Annotated in this window: 32 protein-coding genes; all 32 read left to right on the forward strand. The window is 51.0% G+C overall.

From position 1 onward, the window contains the following. The first annotated feature begins 167 nt into the window (after positions 1–167). The 32 genes from Q0499_RS02535 to Q0499_RS02690 all read left to right on the forward strand — a co-directional run bounded on the left by Q0499_RS02535 (position 168) and on the right by Q0499_RS02690 (position 22,949). Positions 168–905, forward strand: a complete 738-nt coding sequence (locus Q0499_RS02535; protein ID WP_299195712.1) for a Rha family transcriptional regulator — start codon at positions 168–170, stop codon at positions 903–905. 2 nt (positions 906–907) lie between these two features. Then, a complete protein-coding gene (locus tag Q0499_RS02540; protein ID WP_299195954.1) occupies positions 908–1,741 on the forward strand; it encodes a DnaT-like ssDNA-binding domain-containing protein in 834 nt (277 codons plus the stop codon). A 16-nt stretch (positions 1,742–1,757) separates the two neighbouring features. Further along, positions 1,758–1,943 (forward strand): hypothetical protein, encoded by a 186-nt coding sequence (locus tag Q0499_RS02545; protein WP_299195714.1) that lies wholly within the window; start codon positions 1,758–1,760, stop codon positions 1,941–1,943. A gap of 58 nt (positions 1,944–2,001) precedes the next feature. Then, positions 2,002–2,439 (forward strand): DUF6378 domain-containing protein, encoded by a 438-nt coding sequence (locus Q0499_RS02550; protein ID WP_299195716.1) that lies wholly within the window; start codon positions 2,002–2,004, stop codon positions 2,437–2,439. Next, complete coding sequence (locus Q0499_RS02555) at positions 2,436–2,858, forward strand: hypothetical protein (RefSeq protein ID WP_299195718.1); 423 nt, start codon at positions 2,436–2,438, stop codon at positions 2,856–2,858. Before Q0499_RS02550 ends, Q0499_RS02555 begins: the two co-directional genes overlap by 4 nt. Beyond that, positions 2,855–3,079 (forward strand): hypothetical protein, encoded by a 225-nt coding sequence (locus Q0499_RS02560; protein ID WP_299195720.1) that lies wholly within the window; start codon positions 2,855–2,857, stop codon positions 3,077–3,079. The genes Q0499_RS02555 and Q0499_RS02560 overlap by 4 nt, the downstream gene beginning before the upstream one ends. Then, the gene (locus Q0499_RS02565) at positions 3,045–3,506 is read left to right on the forward strand and encodes a hypothetical protein (RefSeq protein WP_299195722.1); all 462 of its coding nucleotides are present in this window, start codon (positions 3,045–3,047) and stop codon (positions 3,504–3,506) included. The genes Q0499_RS02560 and Q0499_RS02565 overlap by 35 nt, the downstream gene beginning before the upstream one ends. Positions 3,507–3,839: 333 nt before the next feature. Next, positions 3,840–4,112 carry a hypothetical protein gene (locus tag Q0499_RS02570; protein WP_299195724.1) on the forward strand — a complete coding sequence of 91 codons (273 nt, stop codon included), beginning with the start codon at positions 3,840–3,842 and terminating at the stop codon, positions 4,110–4,112. A 404-nt stretch (positions 4,113–4,516) separates the two neighbouring features. Continuing rightward, positions 4,517–4,801, forward strand: coding sequence for a hypothetical protein (locus Q0499_RS02575; RefSeq protein ID WP_299195726.1), 285 nt, complete (start codon positions 4,517–4,519; stop codon positions 4,799–4,801). Further along, positions 4,801–5,259, forward strand: coding sequence for a lysozyme (locus Q0499_RS02580; protein WP_299195728.1), 459 nt, complete (start codon positions 4,801–4,803; stop codon positions 5,257–5,259). Before Q0499_RS02575 ends, Q0499_RS02580 begins: the two co-directional genes overlap by 1 nt. Continuing rightward, positions 5,259–5,597 (forward strand): hypothetical protein, encoded by a 339-nt coding sequence (locus Q0499_RS02585; RefSeq protein WP_299195730.1) that lies wholly within the window; start codon positions 5,259–5,261, stop codon positions 5,595–5,597. Before Q0499_RS02580 ends, Q0499_RS02585 begins: the two co-directional genes overlap by 1 nt. Before the next feature lie 154 nt (positions 5,598–5,751). Further along, positions 5,752–6,114, forward strand: a complete 363-nt coding sequence (locus Q0499_RS02590) for an HNH endonuclease signature motif containing protein (RefSeq protein WP_299195732.1) — start codon at positions 5,752–5,754, stop codon at positions 6,112–6,114. Between the two features lie 102 nt (positions 6,115–6,216). Next, on the forward strand, positions 6,217–6,684 hold the full coding sequence (locus Q0499_RS02595; RefSeq protein ID WP_299195735.1) for a phage terminase small subunit P27 family: 468 nt from the start codon (positions 6,217–6,219) through the stop codon (positions 6,682–6,684). Positions 6,685–6,687: 3 nt separating this feature from the next. Further along, entirely contained in the window at positions 6,688–8,409 is a 1,722-nt protein-coding gene (locus Q0499_RS02600; protein WP_299195737.1) for a terminase large subunit, read from the forward strand. After that, the gene (locus Q0499_RS02605; RefSeq protein ID WP_299195740.1) at positions 8,409–9,623 is read left to right on the forward strand and encodes a phage portal protein; all 1,215 of its coding nucleotides are present in this window, start codon (positions 8,409–8,411) and stop codon (positions 9,621–9,623) included. The genes Q0499_RS02600 and Q0499_RS02605 overlap by 1 nt, the downstream gene beginning before the upstream one ends. Next, on the forward strand, positions 9,601–10,263 hold the full coding sequence (locus tag Q0499_RS02610; protein WP_299195742.1) for an HK97 family phage prohead protease: 663 nt from the start codon (positions 9,601–9,603) through the stop codon (positions 10,261–10,263). The genes Q0499_RS02605 and Q0499_RS02610 overlap by 23 nt, the downstream gene beginning before the upstream one ends. 2 nt (positions 10,264–10,265) lie before the next feature. Continuing rightward, entirely contained in the window at positions 10,266–11,468 is a 1,203-nt protein-coding gene (locus Q0499_RS02615) for a phage major capsid protein (RefSeq protein ID WP_299195744.1), read from the forward strand. A gap of 64 nt (positions 11,469–11,532) precedes the next feature. After that, positions 11,533–11,730: a hypothetical protein gene (locus tag Q0499_RS02620; protein WP_299195746.1), complete on the forward strand. Its 198-nt coding sequence runs from the start codon at positions 11,533–11,535 to the stop codon at positions 11,728–11,730. A gap of 65 nt (positions 11,731–11,795) precedes the next feature. Then, positions 11,796–12,365, forward strand: a complete 570-nt coding sequence (locus tag Q0499_RS02625; RefSeq protein ID WP_299195748.1) for a head-tail connector protein — start codon at positions 11,796–11,798, stop codon at positions 12,363–12,365. After that, the gene (locus Q0499_RS02630) at positions 12,366–12,677 is read left to right on the forward strand and encodes a phage head closure protein (protein WP_299195750.1); all 312 of its coding nucleotides are present in this window, start codon (positions 12,366–12,368) and stop codon (positions 12,675–12,677) included. It begins immediately after the preceding gene. Between the two features lie 12 nt (positions 12,678–12,689). Further along, on the forward strand, positions 12,690–13,148 hold the full coding sequence (locus tag Q0499_RS02635; RefSeq protein ID WP_299195752.1) for an HK97-gp10 family putative phage morphogenesis protein: 459 nt from the start codon (positions 12,690–12,692) through the stop codon (positions 13,146–13,148). Further along, entirely contained in the window at positions 13,145–13,498 is a 354-nt protein-coding gene (locus Q0499_RS02640; protein WP_299195755.1) for a DUF3168 domain-containing protein, read from the forward strand. The genes Q0499_RS02635 and Q0499_RS02640 overlap by 4 nt, the downstream gene beginning before the upstream one ends. Positions 13,499–13,514: 16 nt before the next feature. After that, positions 13,515–13,943: a hypothetical protein gene (locus Q0499_RS02645; RefSeq protein WP_299195757.1), complete on the forward strand. Its 429-nt coding sequence runs from the start codon at positions 13,515–13,517 to the stop codon at positions 13,941–13,943. Between the two features lie 159 nt (positions 13,944–14,102). Beyond that, positions 14,103–14,453: a hypothetical protein gene (locus Q0499_RS02650; RefSeq protein ID WP_299195759.1), complete on the forward strand. Its 351-nt coding sequence runs from the start codon at positions 14,103–14,105 to the stop codon at positions 14,451–14,453. Then, positions 14,453–14,689 (forward strand): hypothetical protein, encoded by a 237-nt coding sequence (locus Q0499_RS02655; RefSeq protein ID WP_299195761.1) that lies wholly within the window; start codon positions 14,453–14,455, stop codon positions 14,687–14,689. The genes Q0499_RS02650 and Q0499_RS02655 overlap by 1 nt, the downstream gene beginning before the upstream one ends. A 37-nt stretch (positions 14,690–14,726) precedes the next feature. Next, positions 14,727–16,373 (forward strand): hypothetical protein, encoded by a 1,647-nt coding sequence (locus tag Q0499_RS02660; RefSeq protein WP_299195763.1) that lies wholly within the window; start codon positions 14,727–14,729, stop codon positions 16,371–16,373. Between the two features lie 3 nt (positions 16,374–16,376). Next, on the forward strand, positions 16,377–16,991 hold the full coding sequence (locus Q0499_RS02665; protein WP_299195765.1) for a hypothetical protein: 615 nt from the start codon (positions 16,377–16,379) through the stop codon (positions 16,989–16,991). A gap of 7 nt (positions 16,992–16,998) precedes the next feature. Beyond that, on the forward strand, positions 16,999–18,990 hold the full coding sequence (locus tag Q0499_RS02670; RefSeq protein ID WP_299195767.1) for a hypothetical protein: 1,992 nt from the start codon (positions 16,999–17,001) through the stop codon (positions 18,988–18,990). Then, entirely contained in the window at positions 18,990–20,030 is a 1,041-nt protein-coding gene (locus Q0499_RS02675) for a hypothetical protein (RefSeq protein ID WP_299195769.1), read from the forward strand. Before Q0499_RS02670 ends, Q0499_RS02675 begins: the two co-directional genes overlap by 1 nt. A 71-nt stretch (positions 20,031–20,101) precedes the next feature. After that, positions 20,102–20,383 carry a hypothetical protein gene (locus Q0499_RS02680; protein WP_299195771.1) on the forward strand — a complete coding sequence of 94 codons (282 nt, stop codon included), beginning with the start codon at positions 20,102–20,104 and terminating at the stop codon, positions 20,381–20,383. Positions 20,384–20,388: 5 nt separating this feature from the next. Beyond that, complete coding sequence (locus tag Q0499_RS02685) at positions 20,389–22,455, forward strand: immunoglobulin-like domain-containing protein (RefSeq protein WP_299195773.1); 2,067 nt, start codon at positions 20,389–20,391, stop codon at positions 22,453–22,455. Next, positions 22,455–22,949 carry a hypothetical protein gene (locus Q0499_RS02690; RefSeq protein WP_299195775.1) on the forward strand — a complete coding sequence of 165 codons (495 nt, stop codon included), beginning with the start codon at positions 22,455–22,457 and terminating at the stop codon, positions 22,947–22,949. Before Q0499_RS02685 ends, Q0499_RS02690 begins: the two co-directional genes overlap by 1 nt. The last annotated feature ends 134 nt before the right edge of the window (positions 22,950–23,083 follow it).

A 23,083-nucleotide genomic window follows, 5' to 3' on the forward strand; every position in this document is an offset into this window, starting at 1 on the left:
GTTTATGGGTAGTTCGACTTCCCTTGGCATTCAATGAGTGTCTTGGCTGCTCATAGACTGCTCTGCAGATGTGAAGGTGGAAGATGCCAGGCACAGACAATAAAAAGCCGCTATCAATGGGGCGGCAACCCCTAAGCGGCATTTATCAACTAACTGAGGTAGCGAGTATGAATCATGCACTGACAACCTGCAACTATCAGATGGTGATGAGTAGCCGCGAAATATCTGATCTTGTTGAGAAGCGTCACGATAACGTTAAGCGCACGATTGAAATGCTGACCGCCCGGGGCGTTATACAACTTCCTCAATCTGAGGATGTTAAAAATGAGCGCGGTCAGACGGTTTCTGAGTATCGTATCACCAAACGTGACAGTTATGTCATTGTTGCTCAGCTATCCCCTGAGTTTACGGCGCGGCTGGTGGACCGGTGGCAGGAACTGGAAACTCGCTCTGCACTGCCTGACTTTACTAACCCGGTTGAGGCCGCTAGAGCCTGGGCTGATCAGGCTGAACAAAAGCAGCAGCTTGCCCTCGAAAACGATTCTTTAAAGCATGAAAACGACCACCTTAGCCGGTTTTTCAGCGACGGTGTGGGCATTGTTGATTTTGCCCGCACCCTGAACGGAGTGAATATTCAACAGGTGCAGAAGTTTTTAGCGGCGAAAGGGTGGATCCGCCGGGCGGGTTTTGAAGGCTATAAGGCGAACAGCCAATACCGTGATCGTTATGTGGCTGATTCGTGTCGCAACTGGACACACCCGGTCACTCATGAGCAGTGCCAGAGCTTTAAGCCTGTGCTGCTCAAACAGGGTGCCAAGCGCCTTTATCAATTTTATCTTAACGGTGAGTTACCTATGAAATCGAACTGGGATGGCTGCTTTCTGCACCAGGAGGCAATGGTTTGAGCATGACGTTGATGGTTGAGGCGTTGAGCGTAAAAGTGGGTAACCACGGGCGCAAACTCGTCTTAATCAAATTGGCTGATAACGCCAACGATAAGGGCGAGTGCTGGCCGTCTTATCAGCATGTGGCTGATCAGTGTGAGATGGGGCGCAGCACGGTTAAGGCGCACATTAAGCAGTTGGAAAAGGATGGGTTTTTAAAGATCGAAGCCCGGAATGATGGCAAGAGCAGCAACCGGTATCTGTTGACGATTAGCAAAGGGTCTATTGATTCAACCCGGTCAAATTCTGACCCGGTTGAGAATAAACCCGGTCAGAATACAACACCCACCCGGTCAGAATCTGACCCCCTGACCCGGTCAGAATCTGACCCCAGAACCTATCACTCTTTTGAACCTGTCATTGAACCGGAGGAGAGCGCACCCACCAGCAGCGATGAAAATGCCCCATCGGCTTTGCGTATCGAGACAACCCAGACCGCTGATGATCTGCTGGCCAATCAACCGCCCGCGTTGAGCAGCCCAGTCAATCGTCAACGGTTTGAGATGCACTGGGACTGGCAGCCCTCGACGGCCCTGGCGGATCACTGCCGGGTGATGGGCGTTAACCTCGCTCTGTTTGATTCTGATGCGCAGGAGCTTCAACTGGGCGAGTTTCGCAGCTATTGGGTATCTCAGTCCGCCGCGTTTAATCAATCGGGCTGGGAGCACAAGCTGGCGCAGCACCTGAAACGCCAGATGGTTCGACTACAGGAAACCCCGCCGGATAACACCACCCCGGCAGACCGACGCGCTACGGTGTCGGCGGCTATTTCCGATCTCCATGACACAAATTGGTAACCCGCGAGGTAACGACATGAGCTCACATCAGGAACAACGCAACATCAACGCCATGCAGTCAGGCATGAAACGCACAGAGCGGGCGCTGACTGAAGCCAGAGCGGTGATTATGGCGGCCCTGGATGATCTTAAAGCGGGCGGCACAATCGCGGCAAAAGCGAAGCTTGAAAACTATGTGAAAGAGGTGATGTGTGGTGACTGATTCGGTTATTAAGTGTCATATTTGCCAGCGAGTTAAAGGCAAAGATCAGCAGTTTGTTATGACGAATGGTATTTATCTGTGCTCCATCGAGTGTGCTGATAAGCATTTCAAATCATCGGAGGCTGAAGCCACTCCAGACGGTATTGATCAGCATGAACCTGGCGCAAAGCTGAATGTGTCATTCATAGAGAAATCACCGGTTAAGCCTTCAGAGGTGTTAATGGCTGGCGCAAAGCACATGGAGGATCGTTCCGTTACTTACGATAAGCCAGATGGCGAGCGCAGCATGGAGGCAACGGTTAACGCTTTTAATGCCGTCACTGGTAACCTTCTGACTGAAGAGCAGGGGTGGCTGTTGATGGCGCTATTAAAAATGGTCCGCAGTCAGCAGGGCATGTTCAAGTTAGATAATTATGAAGACGGGGCCGCTTATTTTGCGCTGGCAGCAGAGGCTGGAGCAAATGAAAGAGATCCTGCCGGGGCTTGTCAGTCATGATTATCGGTATCGATCCAGATCTGGTTAAAAGCGGTGTAGCGGTGACAGTAGACGGCACGATCATCACGCTGGATGCTATGCCGTTTTTCGACCTGTGCCGGTTTATTGATGAGCATAAGCATCAGTGTGTGTTTCATGTTGAAGATGTGGAGTGCAATAAGTCTGTATTTATTCGCCCGGGTACCAGTCCAGCGGCTATGAGAAAGATTGCTCAGAACGTTGGCCAGGTTAAAGCGATCGTGCGGTTGCTGGTGGAATATCTTAATGGTGCCGGGGCTAACTACAAGATGGTCAGGCCGCTGGTGGGCCACGTTAAGAAGGCCAAGGGTGACGCTGAGTTCTTTAATCGCTTAACCGGCTGGACTGGTAAGAGTAACGAAGATAAGCGTGATGCCGCGCTGCTGGCGCTCTACGGATGAGGCCAGAGCATGAAGCCGCTAATGCCGCGTTAAGCCACTGGCCAGATAAGGCGGCCATGCGTAAAGCGCTGCAGGCGTATGACAGAGCGGTTAAGTTGATAGCGGGTGATCTGGTAAAGCGTCAGATGCTGATGTTTGAGTTTGAAGATTATCGATATTTTGGGTGGTGCACGGTGAGGCCTGGCAATGATAAGCGAACTGAAGATAAAGAACGTCGTTGATCGGTATATCTCTGTTGAGATCGCCCGCCAGCTTAACCAGGACGCCGGTTTTCGTGGCGAGCATCAACTGGGCCGCATGATCGATTATCTGGGACAGTTGCCGGACGGGTGCGGCGGTGGCGGTAGCAATAACGCGATGATCTATCAGATCAGTCTGTTATTCAAAGAGCCGAACGACCCGCAGACCCGCTGGGCCTGCAAGGCGATGCAGTTGGTTGAGAAGCAGAGCATCAATCAGCACCGGTCGCTGGTGGCGTGGTCACTGTTTAAAAACCGCCCGGACCCTATCAATGAGTGCGACTATCACACTGATGAGCGTATTGCAGCGCTGCTGGATGTCAGCCGGTCGACATTCCTGAAAAGTTTATATCGGGGGAAAGCGACTATTGCGGATTATATAGAGCTGCGAGAGTGTGATGTGGCGTGATGAGACGTTACGGCTGGGCCCTGGATGGCTATGGAAGAGTTTTTCTTTATGAGGAAGGCGACGATAAAGTTCTGTTTTGTGTGTTGCCGGGCATTAGCGTGTATTTAGCTATCGACGCGCTGCAGGGATATTGTGACTGTGAGTATGTTTGTGGGGGATAGCATAGCAGACAGGGGTAAGCGCTCAGTGCGCAGTCCAGCTACTAAGCGTTGTTATGTTTCGTTAAACTTCTGCAAAAAATATAGCAAAACGCTTTACATACATAAATATAGTTATATACTATATTCAAGGTTGAGGAGTGGCCGAAACCGGAAAAGCAAAAAGGATACGGAAATGACTAACGCAATCACTGAAGCAGCATCAATTGAGCAAGTAGTAGAGATTATAAATGCAAGCAAAGCCGGAGATGTAAGTGAGTATTTCGGCGGCAGTGACACCCGCGAAGCTGAGGAAATGGCTGGGCAGTACGCATGGGAAGCGGCAGAAGAGTCGGGATATACAGACGATGGAAGCATTGAAGCGCAGCTTGATTTTCTTGTTGAAGTCGGGGCCGAATTTGACTTTAGCGCAGCGCTTGAAAACGCGATCAGCAGAAAAAAGCAGTAAGACCTGCGGCCAGAACACTCGGCGAATACATCGCCGATGAGTTCTCCGGCTCACAGCGCGCATTCGCGACCGCGCAAGGAGTAGCCCCAGCCCAGGTCACGCAATGGCTGAAAAAGGGATTTATTGTAGTAGACGATATTTTGTATTCACCCCGGCGCGATCTGGAGCGAGAAACATAGCGGTAATGCTCGCGAGCCGAAGGCCTAGCGCAGCGCAGTGCTATATGCTTTTTAATCTGTTAATTCATACAGCCTGTAAATTAATACAGTGGTGTGTTGATTTATCGACACAAATATCCTACGATATTTCTAAGTTGGGATCGTTGCCCAAGAACCATAGCCTCGCCATTCGGTGGGGCTTTTTTATGCCTGAGATTTGAGCCCTTTATCCAGCAGGAGTTTAGTTTGAACCAGCACTCGACAGTGGACACTGCCGTTATTACCTATAGCGGTTATGTGACCAAAGGATCTGGCGTGACTGCTGTCGGCGCTGGTATCTCTCAACGAATTGCAGAAAGTCCGGAGATGATAACCATGGCTGATATTGGCGTTATTGCTGGTATCGCGGGTGTTGTTATCGGGTTGGTCGTCAATGTTGTTGCTAATTGGCGTAGAGACCGCCGTGAACAAGAGTTTCATCGGTTGCGGATAGAGGCATTAAAAAACCAATGTGATAGTGGGCTGCTGTGATGAAGATGCGGTTGGTTGTTGCTGCACTGTCGCTCAGTGCTGCCGGATTTGTGGGTATCCTGACCCATGAAGGGTATCGTTCAAACGCTTATCAGCCAGTGTCTGGGGACGTAGCAACAATCGGCTTTGGTACCACATCAGGCGTTCAGCCTAGCGACACCATCACCCCCGAGAAGGCAGTTACCTTAGCGCTGGCGGATGTTGAACGGTTTGAAACCGCGGTGCGGGGCTGTGTGAGTGTGCCTCTGCAACAGCATGAGTTCGACGCGTTTGTATCGCTGACGTATAACATCGGCGGAAGTGCGTTCTGCGGGTCTACCCTGGTTAAGAAATTAAATGCTGGTGACTATGCTGGCGCATGTGAACAAATAAAGCGCTGGGTTTATTTTAAGGGCCAGCGGTTAGATGGGCTGATCAAACGGCGGAATATTGAATATCAGCAGTGTATGGGTAACTGATGTCTGCCCGGGTCGTATTGATTGCGCTGTTTGTCGCGGTTTTTGCCGCCGCTGCCTGGCAGACTTACCGTATCGGTCAGCTATCAAGCGAGGCTGATCAGTATGAACTGGTGATTGATGACATGCGCTCAGCGCTGCTCGATCAGCACCAGCGACAGTTGAAGACCGATAGAATGCTGTTGGTCTCTTATGAAGATAGCCTGGCAATCAGACAGAAGGCGAGGCAACTTGAACATGATCTGCAGCAACAGGGCGCTGAGTGTATTAATACTGTTATCTCTGATGACATTGTTAACCGGGTGTTCGAGTTCAGCCCCGCTACCGACTCAGATGATTAGAGAGTCAGTGCCGCTCATCTGGACAGATAGTATTCATTCGCCGATGGAGCATGGGATTACATTCGGTGATTACATTGCTCGATGCGAAGCAGTCATCCAACAATGCAACGCTGATAAGAAAAGCATCCGCACCTGGTCAGACGCAGAGAAGTAAATGCCCCCGAGAATACCGAAAGCCTGCCGTGTGCGTGGTTGCTCTGGCACATCAACCGAGCGCCATGGTTATTGTGAACAGCATGCAGATAAAGCTAAGCCGTGGACCGGCGGACGTGCTGGCCGTGGACGTGGTGGTAGATCGTGGCGAAAACTGCGCGAAATCGTAAAAAGCCGGGCTAATGGGCTATGCGAAGAGCATTTAAAGCGCAAATTCGTGGTTGTTGGTTGTATATGCGATCACATCATTCCAACGGCTGAGGGTGGCACTGACGACCTGAATAACTTGCAGTTGTTGTGTCAGTCATGCTCAGACAAGAAAACCCATGAAGAGAAGCTGAGGGCTATCCGCCGCAGCTCCTGACAGGGGGGGGCGGGTTAAATCTCTACAACCTGAGCCACAGGACACCGTCCACTCAAGTCAATTTTTACGTGGACAAAATTAAAAAATAATCCGGGAGGGGCTATGGCAGGGAAAGCGGTGGCTCCTGGTCGGGGTCGCAAGCCTAAGCCGAACCGTCAGAAAGTGTTGGCGGGCAGCAAGCATGCTAACCATGACGCTGTTGAATTCCAGTTGATGCAGAATGTTGATCCGCCTGGCTGGCTTGATGAACTGGCTGCAGAAATGTGGCGCACGGTTTGTCCGCATCTCTGCAAAGAGAAAGTGTTGGCGGTGACTGACCTACATAATCTTGAGGCGTTTTGCTCTTCCTATTCCACATTCAGAATGGCTGAGCAAGAGGTGAGAGAAAACGGCCTTACGGTTGAAGGCGCGACAGGTGGTCTTGTTAAGAATCCTGCACTCACTGCAAAAAATGAAGCGCTGCGTCAGATCGCCACTTTCGGCTCGATGCTTGGTTTAGATCCTTCCGCCCGTGGGCGGCTAATGGGGCCCAGTGGTGGCGCCGGGGGGAATGATTTCTCGGAGTTTTAATACATGGCCAGTTATCCCAACGTTAACGCCGCTAATAAATATGCGCGTGACGTTGTCGCTGGTCGGGTTGTTGCTTGTCGTTATGTCATGCTGGCGTGTAAGCGGCAGATTGATGATCTGGAAAAGGCGAAAACCCGCGCCTTTGGTTATCGGTTTGATAAAGAGGCTGCTGAACGGGCCTGTCGCTTTGTTCAGAAGCTACCGCATACAAAAGGCAAGTGGGCCCGCGAGCGCCGCAAGCTAAAGCTTGAGCCATGGCAGTTATTTCAGTTTGCAGTTGTGTTTGGCTGGAAGCGGAAAAAAGACAGGCTGCGCCGGTTTCGTGAAGCGTATTCTGAGATACCGCGCAAGAATGGCAAGTCTGCCGTGGGCGCGGGTGCCGGGCTTTATATGTTCGCCGCTGATGGTGAGGCGGGTGCTGAAGTTTACTCAGGCGCAACCACTGAGAAACAAGCGTGGGAAGTTTTTCGCCCCGCTCGGCAGATGTGCCTCCGGACACCGGATCTGACTAATTATTTTGGTATTGAGATCAATGCTAAAAACCTGAATCGTCAGTCGGACGATTCCAAGTTTGAACCGGTGATTGGTGACCCGGGGGATGGGTCGTCGCCATCCTGCGCGATTGTCGATGAGTATCACGAGCATAAAGACAATGCTCTGTATGACACGATGATAACCGGCATGGGTGCGCGTGAACAGCCGCTGATCTGGGCGATAACCACCGCTGGCTTTGATATTGCTGGTGCGTGTTATGACCACCGCCGGCGCGTGATAGAAATGCTGGAGGAAACGACGCCGGACGATAGTCTGTTTGGCATCATCTTCACTATCGATGAGGGCGACGACTGGACATCTGTCGAAGCGTTGCGCAAGGCCAACCCGAATATGGGTATCTCGGTCTTTGAAGATTATCTGATCGGCCAACAGCAAAGGGCTATTAAAAACCCCCGGCACGTTAACACATTTAAGACCAAGCATTTAAACCTGTGGGTTCAGTCAAAAACCGCTTTTTTCAATATGGAAAAGTGGAAAGCTTGCGAAGATAAAAGCCTGACGCTCGATCAGTTCCAGGGCGAAGAGTGCACGCTGGGTATGGACCTGGCGCGTAAGCTGGACATGAACAGCATGCCCCGCGTGTTTCACCGCATGATTGATGGCAAGCGCCATTATTACTGTGTTGCGCCGTGCTTCTGGGTGCCAGAAGACACCGTGTTCGATAAAGATAACAGCCGTTTATCCGAACGTTACCAGGGATGGGTTAACGCAGGCTATCTGACACCGACAGACGGAGCCGAGATTGATTACCGCGAGATATTAGCCGAGGCCCTTGATACACAGGAGACGGCCCCGGTTGTCTGTTGTGCGATCGATCCCCACGGCGCGACCAACTTGTCGCACCAGCTGGCGGATGAGGGGTTAAACCCGGTCACCATTATTCAGAACTTCACACACATCAGCGACCCCATGAAAGAACTGGAGGCGGCTATTGCTGTTGGCCGGTTCCATCATGACGGCAACCCAATCATGACTTGGTGTATCTCGAACGTTGTCGGCAAATATATGTCCGGAAACGATGACATTGTCCGCGCCACGAAAGAAGGCAACGACAACAAGATCGACGGCGCGGTCGCGCTGATGATGGCGATTGGGCGAATTATGTTAGGTGATGCGAAAGAAGAATCGCTTTCTGATCATCTTGAAACTCACGGAATCAGGACTCTTTAATGGGATTTTTCAGCCGCCTGTTTGGCAGCAAATCTACTGAATTACTGGATACACCAGAGAAGATCGCATCAGCGATCGGCTATGGTTATGACACATATTCAGGCAGAGGCGTATCAAGCCAGAAAGCCATGCAGCTGACGACGGTTTTTGGTTGCGTGAGAGTGCTGTCAGAGTCTGTTGGTATGCTTCCTTGTAAACTGTATCAGATGAATGGCGATCAAAGGGAATCAGCGGTTAACCACAAGGTATATCGGCTGCTAACCACGGCCCCTAATGATTACATGACCGCCCAGGAGTTCTGGGAAATGCTAATCGCCTGCCTGTGTTTGCGAGGCAATTTTTACGCATATAAAGTAAAAGCGTTTGGAGAAGTTGTAGAACTGTTACCGCTTGACCCAAGCGCAGTAAAGCCAAAGCTTGAGGACCATAAAGCCAGCTACGAAGTCACGTGGAAGGACGGCACAAAAGAAACGCTCGATCAGGATCTGATCTGGCATGTGCGGATATTAACCCTCGACGGCTTAACCGGATTAAACCCGGTGGCATACGCCCGCGAGGCGGTTGGTCTTGGGCTGGCGACAGAAGAACACGGCGCGAGACTGTTCAGCAATGGGGCAGTGACATCTGGTGTTCTAACCACTGAACAGAAACTGACTGATGAGGCATTTAAGCGCCTTCAGACACAGTTTAAAGATAATCATGAAGGCCTGACTAACGCCCATAAACCGATGATCTTAGAGATGGGTCTCAACTGGAAGCCCGTCGCGCTTAACTCTGAAGACAGTCAGTTTCTCGAAACCCGCAAATTCCAACGGGATGAGATCTGCGCCATATTCCGAGTACCGCCTCACCTGGTGGCAAACCTCGATAAAGCCTCTTTCAACAACATTGAACACCTCGGCCTGTCGTTCGTCAATTATGCGCTGGTGCCTTATCTGACACGCATCGAAAGCCGGGTTAATGTCGGCCTGCTAAAGAAAGAAGACCAAGGCAAGTATTACGCAAAATTCAATGCGGGGGCACTGCTGCGCGGTGATCTCAAATCACGCTATGAATCATACGGTCAGGGCATTAACTGGGGCATCCTCAGCCCGAATGACTGCCGTGAACTCGAAGACATGAACCCAAGAGATGGCGGTGATCTGTACTTAACGCCTCTCAATATGACGATAAACCCGGAGAGCCAGACCAATGCTGACCCGAAAACGGCTTGATGTGCCGCTGAAAATAAAATCTGTCACCGAGACCGGGGAGTTTGAAGGTTACGGCTCTGTCTTCGGTGTGAAAGATAGTGATTCTGACATCGTCATCAAAGGGGCCTTTGAAAAGTCACTCGCGGCGTGGAAAGAAAAAGGCCGTCTGCCTGCGATGCTGTGGCAGCACAAGATGAGTGAGCCTGTCGGTATTTATACCGAGATGAAAGAGGACGAAAACGGCCTGTATGTGAAAGGCCGACTACTCATCGATGACGACCCGCTAGCAAAACGCGCTCATGCGCACATGAAGGCGGGATCGCTTGGTGGGCTGTCTATCGGCTATATGCTCAACGAATACGATTATGACAATCAGAAAGACGCCTGGATTCTCAAAGAGATAGATCTCTGGGAGGTTTCACTGGTCACCTTTGCCTCAAATGAAGAGGCACGTATCTCTGATGTAAAAAACGCGCTCGAAAAAGGCCAGGTGCCTCGTCCGAGCGATATGGAACGCGCCCTGCGAGATGTTGGGTTGTCCCGAACGCAAGCCAAAAGTTTTATGGCGAATGGCTATGGTGCGCTGGATCTGCGAGACGCTGAGACAGAAAAAGCACTGCAATCCCTTAAATCCCTAACATCATTATTCTCAGGAGAATAATCATGGCTGTTGAATTAAAAGATGTTGAACTGGTTGCAGCAGAGCTGAAAGGCCAGTTTGAAGAGTTCCAGAAAAAAAATGACAAACGTGTCGAAGCGCTGGAATCAGAAAAAGGTAAGCTGACGGGTCAGGTCGACACCCTGAACGGTAAGCTTGACGAGCTGGATAAGCTGAAATCCGATCTTGAAAAAGAACTGCTGGAGCTGAAACGTCCTGGTGGCACTGCAGTGAAGAAAGAAGTCGCAGAGCATAAAGCTGCATTCTCTCAGTTCTTGCGCAAAGGTCGTGAAGATGGCCTACAAGAACTGCAGGAAAAAGCGCTGAGTATTGGCGTTGATGCTGACGGTGGCTTTGCTGTTCCGGAAGAGCTTGACCGCACTCTGCTTCAGCTAATGCGTGATGAGTCACCCATGCGGGCTGTGTGCAACCAGATCACCATCTCCACATCTGACTACAAAAAACTGGTCAACTTGGGTGGCGCTGGTTCTGGCTGGGTAGGGGAAGCTGATGCACGTCCTGCAACCGACACCCCGACACTAGCGCAAATCGTCGCAACCATGGGCGAGATATACGCGAACCCACAGGCAACACAGACCTCGCTGGACGACATGTTCTTCGATGCCGAAAAGTGGCTGTCAGATGAAGTGGCGATTGAATTCGCAGAGCAAGAAGGCACAGCTTTCCTGACGGGTAATGGCACCAATAAACCCAAGGGTATTTTGGCGGCAACGTTGGCAACCACTGCTGACAGTGTGCGGGCGTTCGGGCAGCTGCAGAAAGTTCACTCAGGAACGTCTGGCAGCTTTGATGCAGACAATTTGGTTGAGCTGCTCTATACGTTGCGGTCTAAATATCGTAATGGTGCGCAGTGGATGCTGGCAGGCACCACGCTGCACACAATCCGCACGTTTAAAGACGGTCAGGGTAACTATCTCTGGGTGCCTGGGCTTCAGGCGGGTCAGGCGTCTTCTCTGCTGGGTTACTCTGTCGCAGAAAACGAAGATATGCCGGTGGTCGCAGCAGATGCAAATTCAGTGCTGTTCGGCAACTTCAAGCGGGCTTACACCATTGTTGATCGTACTGGCACCCGCGTTCTGCGCGATCCGTACACCAACAAGCCAAACGTTGGCTTCTATACCACTAAGCGAGTCGGCGGCATGCTCACTGATTCCAATGCGGTGAAGGTGCTGACGCTCAGCGCATAAGTGCTGGGTGGTTAAGCAAAATACAAAGGCCCTTCGGGGCCTTTGTTGTTTGGAGTAATAAACCATGAAAGTAATCATCGTTGAAAAGCCGTTCAGACACTCGGATGACGGCAATACAGTGAATCAGTATGAACCCGGTGAACAGGTGGTCAGCGACCGTTGTGCTGAAGTGGCTGTTAAGCATCTGAAGGTGGCGAAAGAGTCGAAGAAAACGCCCGAGCAATTCGCAGAAGAAAAAGCGAAAAGCGAAGGCCAATCTTAGGAGTAAGCGCTCTTACTCAAGGGCGCAGCCCTGCGCCTTTCGTTAAGACTGTTTAGGTAACCACTATGCCAATCATTCAAGCCACACCTCCCGCTGAAGAGCCGATCACGCTGGAAGATGCCCGCGTGCAGTGCCAGATCGACGCGGATATCACCGACGAAGACGCATTGATCGATCAGTTTATTGCTGCTGCGGCTTCATTCTGTGAAACGTTCACCGGTCGGCCGCTGATCACTCAAGAAAAACAGTATATCGGTGGGTTTGGAAAACTGATTGAGCTGACGCCGAATCTGCTGTCGGTTGAATCTGTGACGTATATCGATGTCGATGGAGCCACTCAGACGCTCGACCCGGTGACATATTACATCGACACCGCGTCTGTCGTGGGGCGTATTGTGCCGCTGGAGTCATGGCCGTCCGTTAAATCAGGACACCCGCAGCCAGTCACCGTGAATTTCACTTGCGGCTATGGTGCTGCGGCTGATGTGCCGGACAGCATCAAACAATGTATGCGCATGCTGGTGGCCCACTGGTACCGCAACCGCGAGGCCGTGATTGTCGGCGTGAGTGCTGGCCCGATAGATTTTGCCGTCGATGCGCTATTAAACCCGCACCGCGTGATGAGGATAGGTTAAATGCGTTACCCGCATCGCGTCACCATCCAGCAGACAAAGAACACAAAAAGTGCAACCGGTGTCCCGGCAGATGCGCCTGTCGCGGTCGCGGCTGACATCTATGCAAAAGTGTCGGTAATCACCGGCCGTGAAAGATGGCTGCCGGAATCCAGCGCACAAACCAACGATGTCACTGTGATTATTCGCTATCGCCCCGGCATCACAACGGCGATGCAGGTTGCCCACGGCGCAGATACTTACGAGATTACCGCCGTCATACCGGACGAACGCAAACGCGAGTTGCGGCTGGTGTGCAAACATTACCGCCGCTGATCAAGGTGACAGATGGAAATAACTACCGACGTTCAGGGCCTGGCAGAACTCGAAAAAGCGCTGTTAGATCTCGGTGCACAAACGGGCTTTAAAACGCTACGGTCTGCTGCCCGTAAAGCCATGAAACCGGTATTGTCGGACGCGCAAGCTAATGTAAATGTCGACTCGGGTGACACCAAAGAATCGCTGGCGATATCAGCCAAAAAAGGGAAAGGCCACGCCAGTGCGGTGGTGGTCAGCGTGGGTAACACCCGCAAAAAAGCCCGTAAATCCGAGGGCGGTCACAAGTTGGCCGGGGTAAACCAGAAAGTGATCGCGCAGGAATATGGCACAAAAAATCAGGCGGCTGACCCGTTCCTGACGCCTGCGCTTATCAAGAATAAAGACCAGGTGCTTAACCTTTTTAAAGCCGAGCTGGTTACCGCAATAGATCGCGCCGTTAAAAAAGCAGCTAAAACGGGTAAAAAATGAGCCTCGATATCGCCGTTTATACAGTATTGGATGCGGCCGGGGTGACTAACCCGGGCCGGGGCTGGAAGTCAGAAAGCCAGCCGATGCCCTGCGCTATTGTGCGTTATATATCTGACTCACCGATTAACTCGCTGAAAGGCGAGATGAACATGCAAAACGAGTATATCGCGGTTGATTGCTGGGCGGATGATCTCGAATCAGCCGAAGCCAAGCGCGACGCGGTGATAGCCGTCATTAAAGCTGCGGTTGCAGCTAAAACCCTGATTGCTATTCGCAAGGCCACCAGGCCATTACATGAACCCGAAACAACAACGTTCCGCTTCACCATCGAATATTCGGTGTGGGGCTAATACCTGGAGATGAACCATGCCTACACCTATTCCAACCGAAGGCACTCAGTTTTACATTCGTGATACCGGCGGTGTCGATATTGAAATTGAAAGCCACACTGGTATTTCAGGTCTTGATGGTGAGCGTGCGGAAAAAGACCGCACCACACTAAAAGACAGTGCTGAGGTGATCGCGCTGGGTATTAAGCGTTATGGCACCGTCACGTTGTCTGTCCTTCATGCAGACGATGATCTCGGACTGGCTGAGGTTGAGGCGGCCTATGAAGATGGCGCGTCTCGGCTGATCACCTGGGTGTGGCCAACGGGCACATACCGACAGTTCACAGCCTATATCAAAAACTTTCCGTTCACTGATGGCGGGGTTGACTCAGATTACAAAGGCGACATCAGCATCCGGGTATCTGGTTCACCAACCAAAGGTTCTAGCTTCGTCCCAGCCGTATGATAGCCACCTCATCAGACACTGAGCGCCGGTTAAACGCCTGCGCTCAGTGTCCACATCTTATCCACACGCTCACCGTCAAGCGCTGCGGAAAATGCGGTTGCTTGTTGAGTGTAAAAACGAAATTTAACCGGGCTAAGTGCCCGATAGGGAAGTGGTGAAATGGCTCTATTAACACGCGATCAGATTCTTGCAGCTGATGATCACAAAACCGAAGTCGTGCCAGTGCCTGAATGGGGTGGTGAGGTGATGGTCGGCACAATGTCCGGCACTGCGAGGGACAAATTGGAGGCTAGCGTAATAGGCAAAAATGGCGGCGCTAACCTAACCAACGCCCGGGCTAAGTATTTAGCGGCGTGTGTTGTAGATGAAGCGGGCAATCTGATGTTTTCAGAGAAAGATATCACGAAGCTTGGGTCTAAATCAGTTGCCGCACTTGATCGCGTTTTTGAAGTGGCACAGCGCCTCAATCGCATCACCGACGCCGATCTGGAAGACCTCGCAAAAAACTAATGCGGCGTCCATTCCGTCGCTATGCCATAGGGTTGTCGCTGCGGATGGGGATGCCGGTTAATCAGATGATTGAAGTGATGGACTCAGCCGATATAGGCGAGTACATCGCATTTGATATGACTCAGGATAGCGATTTTATTGATCGCTATAAGCAAGAAAAAGACCGCGAGTTCGCCAAGACACTCACCCCAGAGCAGCACGAAGCCTGGCTTTTATCACGGCTGGGCGATGCTTAAACAGGAATCCTGATAAATGGCAACTATCTCAACGCTGGTGGTATCACTGCAGGCGAATAGCGCCAAACTGGTCAGTGAACTGGCGAAATCAAAGAAAAATGTGAACAGCTGGGCTAAGGATATCCGGGCAAAAGTAAACTCACTAGCAACCGCCTTCGCAGCCTCTGCGCTGGCAACTGGTGCCACGATTGTAGCTATTGTTAATGGTCATTCTGAAGAGATAGATAGGCTAGCAAAGAAGGCAGGAAGCCTGAGAATAGATACAAGTGGTCTTCAAAGGCTGAGGTATCAGGCCGGACTGTCAGGCGTTTCAACAGAGTCATTAGATAAGTCTATGACAAAAATGTTGAAAACGGTATCAGACGGTAAAGCAGGCTTATCAACCGCAGTCCGTGCGCTGGATGACCTGGGTTTAAGTGCTGAAAGACTTTCTCAAATGAACAGTGATGATCAATTTTATGCTATTGCTGAAGCGATGAATGGCGTTCAATCGCAGGCTGATAAAACCCGTATTGCCATGGACATTTTTGGCCGGTCTGGGTCTGACCTGCTTAACATGTTTGCATCAGATCTTAAAGCAACCGGAGCTGAGTTTGACAGTCTTGGTGCATCTATGACCAGTCAACAAGCGGCGATGGTCGAGGCGTATGTTGATGCTAAAGCAAAGCTCAGCACTATCTGGGATGGTTTCCTCAACCAGATGACTATTCGACTGGCTCCATTAATGAAAGATTTTGCTAATTATATTAGCCAGATCGCTATCGAATTTGGTGGCCTCGACAAAGTGGCCGCAAGTGTTGTCAGCGGCATTGCCACCGGGGTCGGTTTCGTCGCTGATGTTTTTTATGGATGGCAGCTTGTTATTAAAGGCGTACGAATTGTCATATTAAAACTAGCCGAAACAGCAGCAAAGGCTTTTAAATTCATCTACAGCCAGTATTACGATTTAATTAAGCTAATAAATAAGGACGCCTTGCCGCCTGATTTTTTTGGGGGTATGTCTGACTCATTCTCAAAAGAGGCGGATAAGATAAAAAAGGAATTCGATGATCTGCTGGCAAAAGATCGCCCTTCAATTGCAATCGATTCAGCCGTGGCAAAAATGCAATCTGAGGTAGTGAAGGCGGGGAAAGATAACCGTGTAAAAAATGTAACGGCATCAAACACCGAAGCCAGCAAACAAAATACAGCCGCCACCGATGCGCTAACGGCCGCGATTAAAACCCCCTCAAAAACCGCCGCCTCCGGCTTTTCTTCTTCCGCCTGGGAAAAGGTATTCGGCAAGCAAGACGATGTAGCCAACAAAAACCTGAAAGTCTCTCAAATATTCTCTGACTATGCCCGGTCGCTGAATGCCGCGATCAACCGGCAAGACACCAACAGCATGGCGTATTTTGTCGAACAAACCCAGCGCACCATCGATGGTCTCGCTGGGCGGGGGCCGAACGGCCTCAACTTCGGTAGTGACCGGTCATACGACATCGACGGCATGCAATCTGTGCTCGATCGTCTGATTCAGAAAATGAACGACACCCCGGAAACCGTCGGGTCCATCGATATCAATGTCGCCGCAGATGGCAAAACCATAAGCGGCAAGCTGATGGGCGACCCGGCTTTTTTGAAACAACTAAAACAATTTGTGGATAACTCTACAAAAGAGACCGCCCGCGCGGTGGCGAGGTAACGCATGGCACTGGCTGATGTAACGTTTAAACTGTATGAAGATGCAGCGCTCATTACTCAATTCACCGGCCCGCTGATAATCGAGCACCAGAGCGATCTATCAGACGGTAACCGTGACTATGTGCTCTATTTCGGGTCGTTGTCGGCCAGCACTCAGTTGCAAACCACGGTTAACCCAGGGGTGGATGACATCACCATCACCCCGGTGGATATACTGCCTGAATGGGTGGCCAGCACGGCGGCAGCACTGGATGACTCTATTGAACCAACGGCCGGTAATAACCGCCGCTATGTTGCCACCACAGCCGGCACCACCGGGGCAACAGAACCCACATGGCCTACGGCTATTGGTTCGGCAGTGGCTGACGGATCAGTCATCTGGACCTGTGTATCAGAAACGCACGAACCCACAGAATTTAAAGTCGCATCCACTAACGCTGGTTTAGATGCCGCCACCGCCGGGGCAGGCTTGGCGCTGGGCAACACGTTGCTGTCGGGTTCGGCCAATGCGGTGGAAGTGCATATCAGAGTGACAAACACTGTCACCACCCTGGGCGATAATAGCGCCCAACCTGAGATCGGATTTAACATCAACGACGTAACAGAAAGCGCCCAGTAGGAAAACCATGGCATCAGGATCCGGCACGCTATTTACAGTTGCTCAGCGAGTCGTGCGCTCTGGTAGTGGGCCGTTATTTAACGTTAGCCAGATAGTAGTACGCTCTGGCAGCGGCCGTCTGTTTGATGTTGCGCAGATTGTTAATCTCAGACAGTCCGGCAAGGGGCGGCTGTTTAATGTTGCTCAGATTGTTAAACACTCTGGCTCTGGCACGCTGTTTAAAGTCGCTCAGCGCGTTAAAGACCCTGCTGTTAAATACCAGTTTAACCAGGAAGAGGGCGGGCTGTTTGGCTGGTCTGAGTTTGACCTGATCGTCACCATTGGCAATACAGTGATAGACCCGGGCCTGCTGACTGACACGATAAGCATCACCCGCCGAGAGGGTGATTCAGCGCTGGCAACATTAACCCTACAACCGGATTACGGCCCTCAAAATCTGAGTCAGTATCACGGAAAACGGGTAACCATATCCGCTTCATCTGCCAGCAAAACAAAATTGATGTATGACGGCATTGTCGATCTGCCAAAAATTGACCTGATCTATAAAAAAATCACGTTGGAATGCACAGACAGCCGCACCGAAAAAAACAATGCGCTCAGCGCAGCATTTGTGCAGGGTATTGGCTATCACTCTCCGGCGGTATTCACTGAGCCCGCCGATCTGAATGAGGAGTTAACCCAGCGGCTGCAAACCATTCCCTACGCGTTTGACTATGGCAGCGATGGTATCGGGCGGTTAACCCCATGGGCACCCAAAGCAACGCCAGATTTTACCATCGACGATGACGTGATTTATTACCGCAATCCAACAGCGTCTGTGCTGTCGCGGGGCCGGGTGACTAACAAAATAACCATCACACTCACCTACAACTACCAGCTGCTGCGGTGGCGTGAACGTCAGTTCAGTTTTGATAGCGGCCTCAGTGCTTTTTATTACGGCTCGTGGGGGCTGCCACCTTCAAATATTCAGCTAAAACAGGCGATTCAAGCCGCCGGCTGGCCCTATGATAACTATCAGTTTGTAGGGCTGGACCCAGCGGGAAAATATGGCGATATCCACTGGAGCCCAAAGGTCAACAAAGCGAAAATTGCGCCAAAACTGGATGCAGACGGCAATCAGGTGACCGACCAGAACGGCAACCCTGTTTATGAACAAACAGGCCGAACGGTCAGCGATAGCACTAACCTCTATGCCAACACCGCTACCTGGACCGCCAGCAAACGCTGGGCACAGAATGTTACCGAATCTATCGAGATCACGCTGCAGGCGCCGCAATCGATTCAACAGTACGGTGAAGTCTCTAATGATGTTAGTTATGGTGTGGCCGACGATTATGACGCAACCGATTGGGAAGCGTACGAAGCCCACAAAGCACCGCCAGCATCTGCCAGCCAGAGTGCAAACGGTGATTATCTCATCAGCAAAGCAACCGATATCGCTGGTTTCAATAACATGGCCCTGACGGCGCTCAACCGAGAAGCCACAAAAATCATCAAAGGGCACCGCGACAACCGCGTCGAATTCGAGGTGCCGTGCTGGCCAGATGTTGAGATGCATCACACCATTGAAACCACTGGCGGAACAGTTAAAGCAAAAGCGAAGGTCAGCGCCATAACCCACACATTCGATCTCGGAGACAAAGAGGCCGCTACAGAAATTGAGCTATCACTCAGTCAGTCAATCAGCACCACCACGAATACGCCAATCACCGTGCCAAACAGGCCGCCGATTGTAGATGCAAACTATACGCCGCAAGTGATCAAACTGTCGGCGCACACCATCCCATTGAACGGCGAGCAGAACACAGACTGGACGGGTTATATATTCCAAGAACTAGTACGCCCCGGCAAAGCGGTTCGCTATGGTTTGAAAGCCCCGGTTGCACTCATTATCGACACGCAGGATATCGATGATCAAAGCCGTGACACTCGTGAAATATCGTCAAAGCAGGCGTATAACATCGAGATCCGTAATGATCTGCTCGAGGTAATATTCTGATGGCAAACCGACAGCAAGAAGATTTAAAACTGATCGTCGGGGTGGAGGGATCTAAAACCGGCAACATCCCCGCCCATAAACCGAAAGAGAAAATCAAAGGTCAGCGAGGCATTGTTTACTTCAATGCCGACGGCACCAGCTCAAGCACCACCGGCAACACCCCCAGCACCGATGAAGAGGGTAACAAAGAAGAGGGCACCACCCAGCCAGACGCTGGTGGAACAGGTGCAGGCACATCCGGGGGTAATTACAACAGCGGCAACAAACTGGAAGACACCGACCTCACCGCGCCTTATCCGGTCGACGACCCAACTGCTCCGGGCGCGGGTATATTCTCTGTAGACCAGATGACCCTGGGCGATGTCGTTAAAGGCCTGTCAGGGCTGATCGATTGCGCCACCGGTGACCCTGTTGATGTGCGCTTTGATGGGCAATTTACAGCACCGGATGGGTGGGACAGTCCAGATTCGCATGAAGTCCCTGCATTTGATGATGATGGTACTTTTGTTGAGGGGAGTTTGTATCATGTAGGCCAAGCCTTGAACGGCCTACCTTTTTATGCAACGGCAGGCGATGCTTATGCCGCCGATAATTGGCCCGCTTCGTATCGGCTTTTTTACTATGTCGGCTCTTGGCGGGCGCAATATCAGAATCAGTTTGGTGATTGGGCCAATGCTCAAACATATAGATTATATAACGCTGCCGCCTATGGCCTCACAGATGCTTATGCAGCATTAACGACACCAACAGTCGCTACCCAATGGCCCGCCGAAAAACCTATGCAGCTCAGCCGCAACCCCGAAACCGGATTATTCGGAACGCACCCCATGGACGGCAACGTCACCACCGCCTATGCGCAGCCAGTTAGTCAAGTGAATCTCTGTGATGCTGACGGCAACCCAGTTGGTATGTACCATCAGGCTGGTGGAGGGATTGCTGTATGGCTCCCTGGCGATAGTCACGCAACCTTTCTTGATGCAACCGGCAAAGTCACCGGCTTTGGTGATGGTGCCGCGGTCACCAACAACCAGCCCCGCTAAATCTAAACCCCTAATACACATAATCAAGGCTTCCAGATCGCTGGTGGCCCGCTAACACCTGGAGAAACACCATGGCAATCACTCGCACCGTACCGTTACTGGTAACTGATACTGGCTGGGTCGAAGGCATCACAGTCGCCACCGATGATTTTATGGTGCAAAACCCCAGCAGCGGAATCCTATACTGGCGCCTATCACCCACCGACCCAGGCGCAGCGGTAGAAGACGGCAACTTCGCATACCCTGGCGGCATGATTGGTCGATCTGATGCGATTAACGAGCCGATTCAGCAGGGTAAAGTCTGGTTTCGCGGCAGCGTCCCCATGTCAATCTACATCACCGATCCGGAGTAAACCGCATGAGATTTATTAATGCGCTGTACAAGCCGAATTTATTGGCCGGGGCGGTTAATCTGCAGATAATGAAGACACAGTCTTCGGGCATAAAGTCCACGGGCGGTAACGTTTACGCCAGCGCCTCTTTCCGTGTTCGCTTACCTGCAGGCGGCTTAACTGGCATGACAGCTATCACCATTGGTGGTGTTAGCTGCACAGATGTCACTGTCATCAGCGACACAGAGATGACCGCTATCGCCCCGGCAGACGGATTACTGCATAAGGATTCCGTGGGTGATTACATCAATCACACGCTAGAAATTACCGGCGCTGGCACTATCAGCATTAATAATGTTCGCTATCTTCCTGCGTCAGCATTCAACGTATCTGTTATCGACACCGCATCACCTACAGCTGATTCAGTCGCCTTCGGTGCGGTCGGTTTAGCTGTTAATGACAATATCGTGTTCCAGCGGTCAGCAGTGCGTACAGGGGGCGGCACTGGATCTGTTGTGCTGGATGCTGCTGGCGTTCCTACTATTTCCGGCCTGCCAGGCGAATACACGTTCTCATATCATCTGATTCATGTAGCAACTGGCCTGAAATATGGCGCTGGCTCTCACGTGATGACGGTCGCAGATGTTGATGCACCGAGTGTGCCGCAAAATCTTCTGGCGGCTGCGACTGGTGAAACAACCGGAACAGCTACATGGGATGCGGCAAGCGATAATGTTGGCGTTGATCACTATGTTGTCTATCTAAATTCAGTCGAGCACGATACCACATCATCAACTACTTACGACTTCACCGGCCTAACAGATACAACACCGTATAGCGTTACCGTGAGCGCGGTTGATGCTGCGGGTAATGAGTCAGATCAATCAGCGGCTGATACATTTACTACAGTTACACCAGATACCAACGCCCCAGTTATTACGTTGCTAGGCAGCTCTACTCCAACGATTGCACACGATAGCGTTTGGACTGATCCCGGTGCGACTGCTTATGATGATGAAGACGGCGACATTACAGCGTCAATCGTTGTTACTGGAACGGTTGATACTGGGTCGGTTGGATCATACGTGTTAAGTTACAATGTCAGTGATTCAGCGGGTAATTCGGCAACTCAGGTTCAGCGTACCGTATCAGTAACAGACCAAGTTGCGCCAACTGTTCCCGATAATGTCGTGGGTGTGTCTACAGGCAGTGATTCAGGATCGGTTACGTGGGATGCGTCAACTGATGCAGTCGGCGTTACAGGCTATAAAGTTTTTGTCAATAGTGTTGAAATTGAGGCAGCTGCAACATCGCCATATTCGATCACAGGACTAGTTGCAGAGACATCGTATTCAGTTCAGGTTAGCGCATACGATGCGGCGGGTAACGAATCTACGCTGAGTGCGGCTAGTGTTTTTGCGACTGATGTAGTGCCAACAGTGACTAGAAATATAACTCCACTTGAGTCAGCGGGATCACAGTATTACAGAATACCGATTGTTTCCCTGCCGGGTGATTTTCTGCTTGAGTTTGAAGGCCCTCTTATATCAGATATTTTTACGATAGAAACGTTTTTCGGGTTAGAAAGTTCCGCTGCCAGCAAAATACAGAGAGTGCAACTTTCAAGCATCCCAAGAATACGTATGCGACTTGGTGGAATTAACGTTGATGTTGCTGTTGGTAATGTATCATCAGATGAACAGTTACGAACTTACGGGTTCGGGCGTGTAGGCAACACTATGACGTATTATGAAAATGGTATTGCTGTCGAGTCAGTAGTTAATGCGACAGCCGGAACAAAATTGGTAGAGATAGACACTATAGCATTTAGTAACAACGTAGATAAATTTGACGGGCCGTGTCTTGGTGCTAGAGTCTGGAGCGCTGGAACGCTGATCAGAGACTATCGAGTTGATGAAGACTGGGCGTCTGATTTAGTGCTGTTAGATTACTCGGGAAATGCACAGCACGGTGCTGCTGTAAACATTACATCCGCTGATGCTATAACCGTTACGCTGAATGAATCTACTACTCCAGACCAGTTGGAAAATGCTGATCTAACATATGTGTTGCCGATAGCGGGGACGCCATAATGAGACATTTATGGGAAATGCGTTTTCAAGAGCGTGATGCGCAGGGTGATCTGGTAGATCCGATTACGCAGGAAATGTTTGATAGTTTTCCAAGCGCAAGCGCCCCGCCTTTTTGGTTTGTATTCGTTTCGAGTCACCCTGGCACGGTCGGTGCTATCGTGCTTGATGACGTAATGTCAGAACACAATTTGCTTCTAGATGAACTTGCGTGGTTCACAGCAAAATTGCTGGTGCAAGAGCCAAGGCCAGTAATTCAGTACACAAAAAAGCTGGCAGGGAAGCTATGGAAACATCCCGCATGGCGTGTGTGGAAAGCCGATTACGGCTCTGAAACTGGCGTGGATGAGCTTCGTGAATCTGACTGGAACTACGTTGGGAATATCGTTGAAGCTGGTATGCCAGAGGCTATTGGTGCATGGCCTGCATTTGATTCTACTATCACTGCTGATCAAGCCCGTGAGATCATGGTTACTGCAATCAAAGCGTATTCGTGAAAACTAAAGCTCAAATTGATGCCGTTGGTGTAGCTGTCGAAAGTGTGGCGTTTAGCCATTGATTAGCTGAGAGCCGCCCCGGGGAGAAATGGAAGTAAACTCCAAGGGCGGTTGGCCGAAGCCATCCACAATAT

The sequence above is a fragment of the uncultured Amphritea sp. genome (assembly GCF_937127095.1).
Lineage (GTDB): Bacteria > Pseudomonadota > Gammaproteobacteria > Pseudomonadales > Balneatricaceae > Amphritea.

Excerpts from the sequence above, each read along its gene's own strand:
- Q0499_RS02535 (WP_299195712.1), top strand. The coding sequence starts at position 168 with ATGAATCATGCACTGACAACCTGCAACTATCAGATGGTGATGAGTAGC.
- Q0499_RS02540 (WP_299195954.1), top strand. The coding sequence starts at position 908 with ATGACGTTGATGGTTGAGGCGTTGAGCGTAAAAGTGGGTAACCACGGG.
- Q0499_RS02545 (WP_299195714.1), top strand. The coding sequence starts at position 1,758 with ATGAGCTCACATCAGGAACAACGCAACATCAACGCCATGCAGTCAGGC.
- Q0499_RS02550 (WP_299195716.1), top strand. The coding sequence starts at position 2,002 with ATGACGAATGGTATTTATCTGTGCTCCATCGAGTGTGCTGATAAGCAT.
- Q0499_RS02555 (WP_299195718.1), top strand. The coding sequence starts at position 2,436 with ATGATTATCGGTATCGATCCAGATCTGGTTAAAAGCGGTGTAGCGGTG.
- Q0499_RS02560 (WP_299195720.1), top strand. The coding sequence starts at position 2,855 with ATGAGGCCAGAGCATGAAGCCGCTAATGCCGCGTTAAGCCACTGGCCA.
- Q0499_RS02565 (WP_299195722.1), top strand. The coding sequence starts at position 3,045 with ATGATAAGCGAACTGAAGATAAAGAACGTCGTTGATCGGTATATCTCT.
- Q0499_RS02570 (WP_299195724.1), top strand. The coding sequence starts at position 3,840 with ATGACTAACGCAATCACTGAAGCAGCATCAATTGAGCAAGTAGTAGAG.
- Q0499_RS02580 (WP_299195728.1), top strand. The coding sequence starts at position 4,801 with ATGAAGATGCGGTTGGTTGTTGCTGCACTGTCGCTCAGTGCTGCCGGA.
- Q0499_RS02585 (WP_299195730.1), top strand. The coding sequence starts at position 5,259 with ATGTCTGCCCGGGTCGTATTGATTGCGCTGTTTGTCGCGGTTTTTGCC.
- Q0499_RS02590 (WP_299195732.1), top strand. The coding sequence starts at position 5,752 with ATGCCCCCGAGAATACCGAAAGCCTGCCGTGTGCGTGGTTGCTCTGGC.
- Q0499_RS02595 (WP_299195735.1), top strand. The coding sequence starts at position 6,217 with ATGGCAGGGAAAGCGGTGGCTCCTGGTCGGGGTCGCAAGCCTAAGCCG.
- Q0499_RS02600 (WP_299195737.1), top strand. The coding sequence starts at position 6,688 with ATGGCCAGTTATCCCAACGTTAACGCCGCTAATAAATATGCGCGTGAC.
- Q0499_RS02605 (WP_299195740.1), top strand. The coding sequence starts at position 8,409 with ATGGGATTTTTCAGCCGCCTGTTTGGCAGCAAATCTACTGAATTACTG.
- Q0499_RS02610 (WP_299195742.1), top strand. The coding sequence starts at position 9,601 with ATGCTGACCCGAAAACGGCTTGATGTGCCGCTGAAAATAAAATCTGTC.
- Q0499_RS02615 (WP_299195744.1), top strand. The coding sequence starts at position 10,266 with ATGGCTGTTGAATTAAAAGATGTTGAACTGGTTGCAGCAGAGCTGAAA.
- Q0499_RS02620 (WP_299195746.1), top strand. The coding sequence starts at position 11,533 with ATGAAAGTAATCATCGTTGAAAAGCCGTTCAGACACTCGGATGACGGC.
- Q0499_RS02625 (WP_299195748.1), top strand. The coding sequence starts at position 11,796 with ATGCCAATCATTCAAGCCACACCTCCCGCTGAAGAGCCGATCACGCTG.
- Q0499_RS02630 (WP_299195750.1), top strand. The coding sequence starts at position 12,366 with ATGCGTTACCCGCATCGCGTCACCATCCAGCAGACAAAGAACACAAAA.
- Q0499_RS02635 (WP_299195752.1), top strand. The coding sequence starts at position 12,690 with ATGGAAATAACTACCGACGTTCAGGGCCTGGCAGAACTCGAAAAAGCG.
- Q0499_RS02640 (WP_299195755.1), top strand. The coding sequence starts at position 13,145 with ATGAGCCTCGATATCGCCGTTTATACAGTATTGGATGCGGCCGGGGTG.
- Q0499_RS02645 (WP_299195757.1), top strand. The coding sequence starts at position 13,515 with ATGCCTACACCTATTCCAACCGAAGGCACTCAGTTTTACATTCGTGAT.
- Q0499_RS02650 (WP_299195759.1), top strand. The coding sequence starts at position 14,103 with ATGGCTCTATTAACACGCGATCAGATTCTTGCAGCTGATGATCACAAA.
- Q0499_RS02655 (WP_299195761.1), top strand. The coding sequence starts at position 14,453 with ATGCGGCGTCCATTCCGTCGCTATGCCATAGGGTTGTCGCTGCGGATG.
- Q0499_RS02665 (WP_299195765.1), top strand. The coding sequence starts at position 16,377 with ATGGCACTGGCTGATGTAACGTTTAAACTGTATGAAGATGCAGCGCTC.
- Q0499_RS02670 (WP_299195767.1), top strand. The coding sequence starts at position 16,999 with ATGGCATCAGGATCCGGCACGCTATTTACAGTTGCTCAGCGAGTCGTG.
- Q0499_RS02675 (WP_299195769.1), top strand. The coding sequence starts at position 18,990 with ATGGCAAACCGACAGCAAGAAGATTTAAAACTGATCGTCGGGGTGGAG.
- Q0499_RS02680 (WP_299195771.1), top strand. The coding sequence starts at position 20,102 with ATGGCAATCACTCGCACCGTACCGTTACTGGTAACTGATACTGGCTGG.
- Q0499_RS02685 (WP_299195773.1), top strand. The coding sequence starts at position 20,389 with ATGAGATTTATTAATGCGCTGTACAAGCCGAATTTATTGGCCGGGGCG.
- Q0499_RS02690 (WP_299195775.1), top strand. The coding sequence starts at position 22,455 with ATGAGACATTTATGGGAAATGCGTTTTCAAGAGCGTGATGCGCAGGGT.